The following is a 6,647-nucleotide window of genomic DNA, read 5'->3' as shown; positions in this document are numbered from 1 at the left end:
ACCTCTGTTCTGGCAGTCTCAGAAGCGGTGTTTGAAGGAATTCTTTTCTCCGAAATTTGAGCGCCGTTGCGTTTTCACACAGCCAAGACCCGAACCGGACACAGTCAGCTAGATTGGATCAAGGCCGTCATCTATCGTCGCTGAAGTCGGCTTCCCGCTTGGCCAAAGGCTTGACCGCCGCCGGGGTCGGCATAGTCTCCACCGGCATCATTGGTCTTTACTGGAACTAGCTCGGTCGGATTTCATCACGCCAGTTTAGTTCAGTATGCCCAAGCAAGTGGGAGAATTGTGCCATGCCGAAGCGCTCTTCCATAGGCAAGCGTCGGAGCAAAGCCTTACCCGCCTTAGGGTTTGCCGGCATGTCTCTCTCGATGGCAAGCGGTGTGTGCGCCTCAACTGGCGAAGCGTCGGCGAATACATCACCGCCCTCGCAGAAGCGCGAACTCTTTCTTGGTGAGGAGGAAATCTCCGACGTTAGTTTGGCGACGTTCCATGTCTTCGACAAGGAAAATGCTGGACCACCACCGCTCTTCCAAAAACCAAGGCTGGCCAGAGGCTGTGGCTGTGCCTGTAGCTGTGCGCCTTGTGCCTACTGGCCGCAAGCTCCGCAGCCTCCAAAGGCAACGCAGCCGACACAGCATCGAAAGAAGAAGCCTCCACACCGCACGAACTAAATGGCGTCCGGCACAGCCGCCTCAGTCAAGCTTTGCGCGACAGGCTTACAAGTCCTAGAGTCCTCACCGTCAAAATCGAACTGATGTCTGGTTACGGCCCTTCGCGTCATTTTGCGTGCGAACAACAATCATGTTGCTTTCAGACTGAAAGCGGACATCAAGCGGCAGGCTGGATCGGGTGGATTGGTCGCGAATGACCCTGAGCCGACATTGGTCGGATCGAAATCCTTCACAGGCTGCTGCCCACGGGTAGTCGCCTCCTCGGCGCCGAGCTTTTGGGCTATCATGCTGGGCCGGAGCGCATTCCTTCTCGACTCGTTCTCGGACGGCTGGTGGTCGGTGTCGGACCGATGCACACCCGCTTACTGGTGCTTCGCGCTGTGTGTTTTTTGTCAGGACCGGTGCGCAACGGCACCGCGGGAGACTACCCATGGCAAACTCAAAAACGATCGCAGGTCTGATCGGCCCGTCCCTGATTGCGCTTGCGGCCGCGTTGCTCATCAATCTGGGCTCGATGTCGGCACTGGTCGAGGCGGTCTCGCACGATCCGGCGGTCGTGCTGGTCTCCGGAGTCGTTTCCTTCGTGGCCGGGCTCGCTGTCGTGCGAGTGCACAATCACTGGGCCGCAGACTGGGCGGTTCTTGTCACGATCTTCGGCTGGCTTCTACTGATCGGCGGCCTAGTTCGCATGCTGTTTCCGATCTGGCTCGCTGGAATGGCTGCGACCTTCAGCCCAAGCACGGGGCTTATTGTGGGGGAGGCCGTCGTGTTTCTCGTGATCGGGGTTTTCCTGTCGTACAAGGCCTACATGAGCAGCTGATGGAGGTAAGCGATCGAGCAGCCGACCAAGTTCTTCTTGCTGCGCGCTCGCCCATGGTCCCTATTGGGGTGCTGCAGAACTGGGCGGCTTGGGCAGAACGTCGAAAATGACCCTTAGCCGACATCAGCAGCCAATTTTGCTGTGATGCGCAAACGGCAGTCGTCTTCAGCAGCTAAACAGTCCCGCTTTTGAAGCCCAAGCGGATCACGAGCCGATATCAAACTTCGCTAGCGACTAAGCGGCATAGGACTGGAAAAAGTCTAGAACCACGACCTTGGTGTTGGGGGAGTGCTGTTTGACGTCCCTCACCCACAGATCGAGGTTCCCCGCATCGCCGAATACGTCTCGTAAATCGTGCGCCCCGTCCGAGAACGGCCGCTCGAAATTGTCCCAATGGGTCGGCAGAATCAGTGGCGGACGATTGAGTGCATCAAGCAGTCGCGGGGTGAAGTCGTGAATCTGATTTGAAAAGATCGACGCGACCAGTGCCACATCCGGTTTCAGGCCATTGAGTGCTCGCTCCACATAGTTGGCACTGCTCATTAGGAAAACACGAAATCTTCCGCCGATGGTGATCAGATAGATGAGAGTGTCGCCCTCAGGCAGTTCGCCTACCGTTTTCGGCAGCTCTGGTACAGAGATGCGATGACCGGGCACCGCGAATTTCTTGGTTGGCCCCATTGAGTGAAGACTCGGGAACACCTCGATCGTATAGCCGTCGAATTTCATATTCTCACCGCCCTTGACCTGGACGATCTGACCTTCCGGAACGCCATATGCGCGCATGAGATTGGCGTGAGTCTCCGAGCCTATGACCATGGCCCCTGTTTTCTTGGCGATAAAAGGAATATCGGCGATGTGGTCCCAGTGGCCGTGACCAATCAGAATGTGATCCGCCTTTTTGATGTGCTGGTCGATCACCGTTTCATTCACTTGAATCGGAGTCGTCGGATTGAACTTTCCGGCAAAGAAACCAGTCGGAATCCGCTGAAAGTACGGATCGAAGAGGATTGTCCGGTTGCCGAAACTGATTTCCCAGCCGTCGGTGCCGAACCACTTGAAATTCACGCCAGCTGTGCCGGGACCACCATTCTTGTCCGCTGTCTCAGCGCCATAGGCTACACCGGGGAAGAAGAGCGAAGCCGCACTCGCTGCCCCAGTCATGAGACTTGCGCTTAGGATGTCGCGTCGAGAGAGATTGTGTCCGTGCAGATGGTGTCCATGCAAATGCCAATCAGCTTCGACAAAGCACATGGCTCGCCTCCCTGTGGCCCCTCGTTGGTTGTTGAATTCGCGGGCCGGGCTGCTGGCTCAACGATCGGGTATTCGATGCCTTTTGAATATCGAAGTCAACTGATGCAGTTCGAATGCGAAGGCTCGACGATCGTCAACGTCGGAGGGCCAAGGGGATGAATTTCCGGTCGTTTTCGGGACGATCCGGCATTGGCCGATGGCCGACCCGGGTCGCCTCGGCTGCCCTGATGCGGGTTCAGAGCTTAAGCGCCTGCAGCTTTTCGAACTACCCGCAGAATTAGTAGCCAGCGCAGATGCGGTGATCGAATAGAAAAACACTTGCTGCGTTGCATGAGTCCGGAATTGGCCCTAAGCTGCCTCTCGGTTTCTACGCCCTGATGTCGGCTTGCGGGGTGCGAGCGGACCGAAGACGAAGATCGCCCCGACGCCCGCATGTGACCCGGACCGGACAATCCTGGTGCCAAGTCGGCCGCGCCGGTTCAATTGACCTAAATCAAAGCCGCGACTGAGGCGCAAGGGAACAGAACCGGGATTCAAACCGTCCGGAACCCTCGTCGCCATCAGGGTTCTTGATCGTTCCGGCCCGAATTAACTTGTGCGCCCTCCCGACAAGGCGCAGCGTTTTGGCATCACCCGGCCCCCTCGGCTTTTATCGGCGACTGAGAGTGTTGCGCTCCAACTTACGCCCATCGAGCGCCCCCCGCTGTTCGCATTGCACGTCGCTCATGATGTTGGCGCGCATTAGCCCGGGCCAGTCACTATAAGACTCATGGGGCAGGTCGACTCAAACGGAGAATGACCATGAGCGAAAACGTGACGTTAGGTCCGTTGCAGCCACCAGCTGCTTTGAAGGCCTATGTGCAGATAGTCGTCAAGTTCTGGGAGAACCAAGAAACTGCGCTCGAAGACGTGAAGGAATTTGCGGACGGTTGGTTTGCCCGGCGTCGTGAGGGCATGCAAGCGGCGCTTGAAGCGGCCAAACATATTGGCGATGCCGAGACGCCCTCCGATATACTCCGGGAATATCAGGACTTGCTCAATCGCGAGATGAAACTGTTTGCGGAGGATGGGAGGGCCTATCAGCAACAAGTGCTGAGGGCCGGAGCTCACCTGAACGCACAGCCAGAAGCGCCAAAGACCGACGAGCGTCGGACCGGCTAACGCCCCGAGCGGTTCAAAGCCCTTATGACGCCGATACGCGCGAACATGGTTGGGCCGCCGAGGCTCTACTACTAGTCTATAGTCTTCTAAGGACGAAGTGATCGAAAGGTGGCGTTATTTGCTGCTGCGGTGCACGAGTCCGTTCGTGGCCCCAAGCGGCGGTTGGTGGATGTCGGCTATTCCGCCGCTGTTAAGGGATAAGCAGACATCCGTCGAACGGATCGAAAATGACGCGAGTGACCCAACTGAGACACGCGCGGTTCAAGATTGTTGCGGCGCAAATTGACCTTTGAACCCTATTTCCATGGTCGCAATTTCCTGATGTGATCTTCAATATTGCGAGCCAATTTGCTGTGATCCCTGCGCGGGGGCGCCGTGTCGATCACCATCATGTCGTGACTAAAACTATAGAACAGGAAGGACATCACATGCCTTCACGTCGTAGTTTTCTGACCGGCACCGTCGCGACCGGCGTCGCTCTGTCAATGCAGCACCCCGCGGCAACGGTCGCGCAGCAAAAACGAGTAATCGTTGATTCGCAGGTTCACCTGTGGCCGGCGAGCACCCCGGAAAGACCCTGGCTCCCCGGTGCCAAACCGCAGCTTCCGGAGCCCTTCACCATCGAGCGAATAATTCCACTGATGGACGAGGCCGGCGTCGATCGCGTCGTCATCGTTCCGCCAGCGTCGCTCGAAGGCGAGCGCGTCGACTATGCCCAAGAGGCGGTCAAACGATACCCGAGCCGCTTCGCCATCATGGCGCGTGTAGCCCTCGACAAGCCCGACCGCGCGGCACGGCTTGCGACCTGGCGCGACCAGCCCGGCGTACTGGGCGTGAGGTTGAACTTCGGCCCCGGCGAAGCTGCGTGGCTGACAGACGGAACCGCGGACTGGTTCTGGCCGGCGGCGGAGAAGGCCCGCCTGCCTGTGATGTTTCTTACATCGGGCCAGACATCGCTGTTCGCCCGTATCGCGGAGCGACACCCGCAACTTACGCTCATCATCGACCACATGGGCGTCGGCGCGGGCCTGCGCCCTCGTCCTGATTCATCGGATTCCGTGAGAAACAAGTTGGTGCCGGAAGCTATTGCCCAGTCGGTCGCGCTCGCAAAATATGCGAATGTTTCGGTGAAGTTGTCGTCGGTACCGCTGATTTCGACTGAGCCGTATCCATTCCGTGATGTGACCCCGCATATCCACCGCCTATTCGACGCCTACGGCCCGGAGCGCTGCCACTGGGGAACCGATCTAACCAATTCATTCGCCAGGGCGACCTACCGGCAGCGCGTGACGGAATTCACAGAGGAGCTTCCGTTCCTCACCGAAAGCGACAAGGACTGGATCATGGGCCGCGCGATCCTGGCGCGGCTTCGCTGGACGTGAACCAAACTTGCTGCGATGCATGAGTCCGCTTCTGGCCCCCTAGCTGACCTTCAGCAGGTCTGCTTTTCGGCGGCCAGTGTAGCTCCGCCGCGGAGCGGCCGCTGATGACTTGCGCAGAAGTTCATAGAGTAACGCTGTCTGCCACAGTCGAACGTCGCCATGGCGTAACCTCGTTCCTCAAGACTTCGCTGTTGCGGGTATCTGACCGGGCTCGAACGGACCCGGCTCGAAGAAGCCCTCGATCGATTCGACCTTTACGTAGTTCTCAGCGATGCTTTCGGGGGTCAGATGTGGATCGTAGAAGCCAGGTCCCATGACAATAGCGATACGTTGGATTACTCCAGCTTCCACGTTGTAGATCCTGTTCGTCTCCGAACAACTATCGCTTGCCAGCCAGACGATCGCTGGCGCAACAGCCTCAACCGGCATTGTGGCTTCGCTCTGCTTCAGCCAAGCGGGATCCGCAACCGCCGCTGGGTGCATCCTCGTGTACCCGGCTGGCGAAATGGTGTTCACGAGAATCCCATACCCAGCACCTTCAATTGCAAGAATGCGCATCAATCCAACTACTGCGCACTTGGCCGCAGCGTAGGTGGCTTGGCCCCGTATTCCAAACAGGCCGCTGACTGACGTCGTGAGGATGATCTTCCCGTAGCGCTGTGCGACCATATACGGCCAGGCAGCCTTCACCGTGTTAACCGGCCCGCCGAGGTGCACCCGCCAATAGTGATCGAAATCGTCAAGGGTGGCGTCCTCGAATAGCTGGCTTCCGCAGATACCAGCGTTGTTCACGAGGAGGTCTATTCTCCCGAAATGCTCGATGGTCGTCGCGATCAGGTCACTGCCACCTTCAGGGGTGGAAACATCGCTGTCATTCGCGATTGCCTCGCCTCCACGGGATCGAATGAAATCGGCCACCTGTTCCGCGATCTTGCAATCCTTCCCGAACCCCGATACGTCGGTCCCCAGGTCGTTCACAACGACCCGGGCGCCGCGCTCGGCGAGAAGTTCGACGTATGCCCGCCCAAGCCCGCGACCTGCGCCAGTCACAACCCCGACCTTTCCCTCCAACGAAATTCGTTCTGTCATCTCGCTATCCTCCTTCCGGCAAGATTGAATGCGTCTGCGCGCAATCGTGACACCAACTGCCGGGGCACTATGTCCCTTTGGTAAAGCCAGATTCACGTCCCCGTAATCGACAATGCGTCCGCTTTCGGGAAGTTCGCTGATGTCCGATCATGGCCCCAAGCGGCGGTTGGTGGATGTCTGCTATTCCGCCGCTGTTAAGGGATAAGCAGACATCCGTCGAACGGATCGAAAATGACGCGAGTGACCCGCAATAGACCTTTGAGATCA

The 6,647-nt window shown here is 58.0% G+C and carries 5 protein-coding genes; 3 read left to right on the top strand and 2 right to left on the bottom strand.

Annotated elements, in window-relative coordinates; all coding sequences use genetic code 11:
- The first annotated feature begins 1,104 nt into the window (after positions 1–1,104).
- Positions 1,105–1,494 (top strand): hypothetical protein, encoded by a 390-nt coding sequence (locus AC630_RS27690; RefSeq protein WP_074121635.1) that lies wholly within the window; start codon positions 1,105–1,107, stop codon positions 1,492–1,494.
- A gap of 234 nt (positions 1,495–1,728) precedes the next feature.
- Here the strand turns inward: AC630_RS27690 and AC630_RS27685 are convergent, their stop codons facing one another.
- Complete coding sequence (locus tag AC630_RS27685; protein WP_083636421.1) at positions 1,729–2,748, bottom strand: MBL fold metallo-hydrolase; 1,020 nt, start codon at positions 2,746–2,748, stop codon at positions 1,729–1,731.
- A gap of 801 nt (positions 2,749–3,549) precedes the next feature.
- Here AC630_RS27685 and AC630_RS27680 point away from each other — a divergent pair.
- Positions 3,550–3,909 carry a hypothetical protein gene (locus tag AC630_RS27680; protein WP_074121633.1) on the top strand — a complete coding sequence of 120 codons (360 nt, stop codon included), beginning with the start codon at positions 3,550–3,552 and terminating at the stop codon, positions 3,907–3,909.
- A 323-nt stretch (positions 3,910–4,232) separates the two neighbouring features.
- Positions 4,233–5,291, top strand: a complete 1,059-nt coding sequence (locus AC630_RS27675) for an amidohydrolase family protein (protein ID WP_245330536.1) — start codon at positions 4,233–4,235, stop codon at positions 5,289–5,291.
- 177 nt (positions 5,292–5,468) lie between these two features.
- Here AC630_RS27675 and AC630_RS27670 read toward each other — a convergent pair whose 3' ends face one another.
- Positions 5,469–6,380, bottom strand: coding sequence for an SDR family NAD(P)-dependent oxidoreductase (locus tag AC630_RS27670; protein WP_074121631.1), 912 nt, complete (start codon positions 6,378–6,380; stop codon positions 5,469–5,471).
- Between the last annotated feature and the right edge of the window lie 267 nt (positions 6,381–6,647).

Source organism: Bradyrhizobium sp. AS23.2, from assembly GCF_001908185.1.
Taxonomy (GTDB): Bacteria; Pseudomonadota; Alphaproteobacteria; order Rhizobiales; family Xanthobacteraceae; genus Bradyrhizobium.
This window is presented reverse-complemented; position numbering and strand designations above follow the sequence as displayed.